We start from the raw sequence: 2,315 nt of genomic DNA, 5'->3' as shown, positions 1-2,315 counted from the left end.
CCCCGGCCCGGCGCCGGGCGCAGGTTCCTGGCGCGCGCCGCCGCGGGGGCCCTCGGGTTCGTCGCGGCGGCAACGATCGCCCCCACCGCCCCGTCCGCCGTCGCGGCGGCGACCACCCGGGCCCTGCCGGGCAACGCGCCGCTGAGCGCGATGGCGACGGCGCGCCCGGCGACGCTGGCGCTGGCCGAGGAGCAGTTCCTCGCGCGGACCCCGGCGAGGTTCCGGACGCAGCAGCTCGTCTGGGGCGCCTGCCCCGGCGGATCGGTCCCCGCCGAGCAGGCCCCGCTGCTGGAGTGCACGTCGGTGCGCGCCCCCCGCGACTGGAGGAACCCCGCGGACGGCGACGAGATCGGCATCGCCGTCAGCCGCCTCAGGCGCTCGGGTGCGCGCCCGGCGCGCATCGTCGTCATCAACCCCGGTGGCCCCGGCAACGTGGGGCTGGCGACACCGGTGGTCTCGGCGGGCCGGCCCCAGCTGGCCGCCACCTCGGACGCGATCGGCATCGACGTGCGGGGCACGGGCAGCAGCACGCGCGCCACCTGCGGGATCAGCGCGTTCCCCGGCACGCCCGACCCGCGCGACCGCTCCGCCCAGGCCCTGGCGGTCACGGCCGCGGCCATGCAGCAGGTCGCCACGGCCTGCCGCACCTCCTCGCCGCTGGCCCCGTACCTGAACACCGAGCAGACGGTCGCCGACATCGACCTGGTCCGGGCGCTGCTGGGCAGGGCGCAGCTGGACTTCGTGGGGTACAGCGCCGGGACGTGGCTGGGCGCGCAGTACGCGACGTACTTCCCCGCCCGGGTCGGCCGCTTCGTGCTCGACTCGGTGGTCGACGTGACGAACCCCTGGCAGCAGAGCACCGCCGAGGACCAGCCGATGGGTTTCCAGCGGCGCTTCCGCACCGAGTTCCAGCCGCTCGCCGCGACGTACGACGCCGCCCTGCACCTGGGGCGGACCCCGGCGGAGGTGGAGGCCACCTACGAGCGCATGCGCTCCCGGTTGCGCGCCCAGCCGCTGGACCTGACCGGGGTCGGCGTCGTCGACGGCAACGCCCTCGACGGTGCGATCAGCCGCGCGATGTACGGCAAGGTGCGCTTCCGCGAACTGGCCGAGGGCATGAGCTACGTCGACAGCCTGCTCGCCGCCCAGGCGAGCGCGTCCACCACCACGTCCACCACCACCGCGCCGCTGAGCGCGGCGGCGGGGACGCGCACGAGCGCCGCGCCCCCCGCGTGGACGCCGCCGAGGGCCCGCACGATGCCGGCGGGCAAGGCGCCGCGGATGAAGGACACCGGGCAGGAGCGCCGCAAGCTGGCGCTCTTCCTGGAGGGCGGACCGCTCCCCTCCTGGGCGGCCGCCGCACCCACGGCCGACGAGGCGCGCACCGCCACCCTCTACAACGTCGTCTGCAACGACACCGCGTGGGCGCAGGGCGCGGACGCCTGGAACGCCCTGGGCCAGCGGCAGGGCACGCTGTACCCGGTGACCGGGTGGGCGCAGACGCGCCAGCCGTGCGGGTACTGGGAGCGCCCCCCGCTGAGCCTGCCCCGGCCGGACGGGCGGGACCTGCCGCCCGTGCTGCTCGTGGCCTCCGAGCGCGACGCGGCCACCCCCCTCGAGGGGGTGCTGCGCACGCACCAGGCGCTGCCCAGCTCCCGGCTGGTCACCGTGCGCAACGAGGGTGACCACGTGGTCTACGCCAGCATCGGCAACCCCTGCGTGGACGGCCTCGTGGACCGCTTCCTGGCGACCGGGGCGGCACCGACGGCGGACACCACGTGCGAGGGGACCGGCTACACCCCGTGACCCGCGGGACGCTCCGGGCGGGGATCGGCCCCTGCCCGGAGCGCGCCCCGGCCGTCAGCCGGGCGAGCGCACCCAGTCGACCAGCGTGGCCGACAGGGTCACCACGGCCACCACGCAGCTGAGCACCAGGGGCTGCACCAGCACCACCACCCAGGCGTACACCGACACGTGGGCGGGCTCGCCCGGGTCCGACGGCGGCAGCGCGCCGGCGGTGGCCACGGTCAGCAGGGCGCCCGCCAGCGCCCCGGCCACGCCGGCCACCAGCACCGGCACGGGGCGCTCGCCGGCGCGGCGCAGCACCACCAGGGCGCCGACCAGGCCGGCCAGCGCGGTCAGCACCGCGAAGGAGCCGTCACGCGCGACGGGGTACTGCGCGGTGGAGGTGACCAGCGGCTCGCCGACCAGCCAGGCCCCGGGCCGGCGCGCCAGCGCCCACCAGAGCACGCCCAGGAGCACGCCCGCGGCGGCCTGGCCCAGCAGCAGCCCCAGCGGCGGGCGCTGCGCGGGCG

At 77.6% G+C, this 2,315-nt stretch carries 2 protein-coding genes; one reads left to right on the top strand and one right to left on the bottom strand.

Translation table 11 applies throughout. The features are described from left to right. Nucleotides 1–1,806, top strand: a 1,806-nt coding sequence (locus tag GTR00_RS19135; protein ID WP_166613150.1) for an alpha/beta hydrolase, incomplete at its 5' end; no start/stop codon positions are given. Between the two features lie 54 nt (nucleotides 1,807–1,860). On the opposite strand, the gene GTR00_RS19130 is transcribed toward GTR00_RS19135, so the two are convergent. After that, a partial coding sequence (locus tag GTR00_RS19130; protein WP_205706207.1) for a hypothetical protein occupies nucleotides 1,861–2,315 on the bottom strand: 455 nt, incomplete at its 5' end.

It is taken from the genome of Kineococcus indalonis, assembly GCF_009906395.1.
Classification (GTDB): Bacteria; Actinomycetota; Actinomycetes; order Actinomycetales; family Kineococcaceae; genus Kineococcus; species Kineococcus indalonis.
This window is presented reverse-complemented; position numbering and strand designations above follow the sequence as displayed.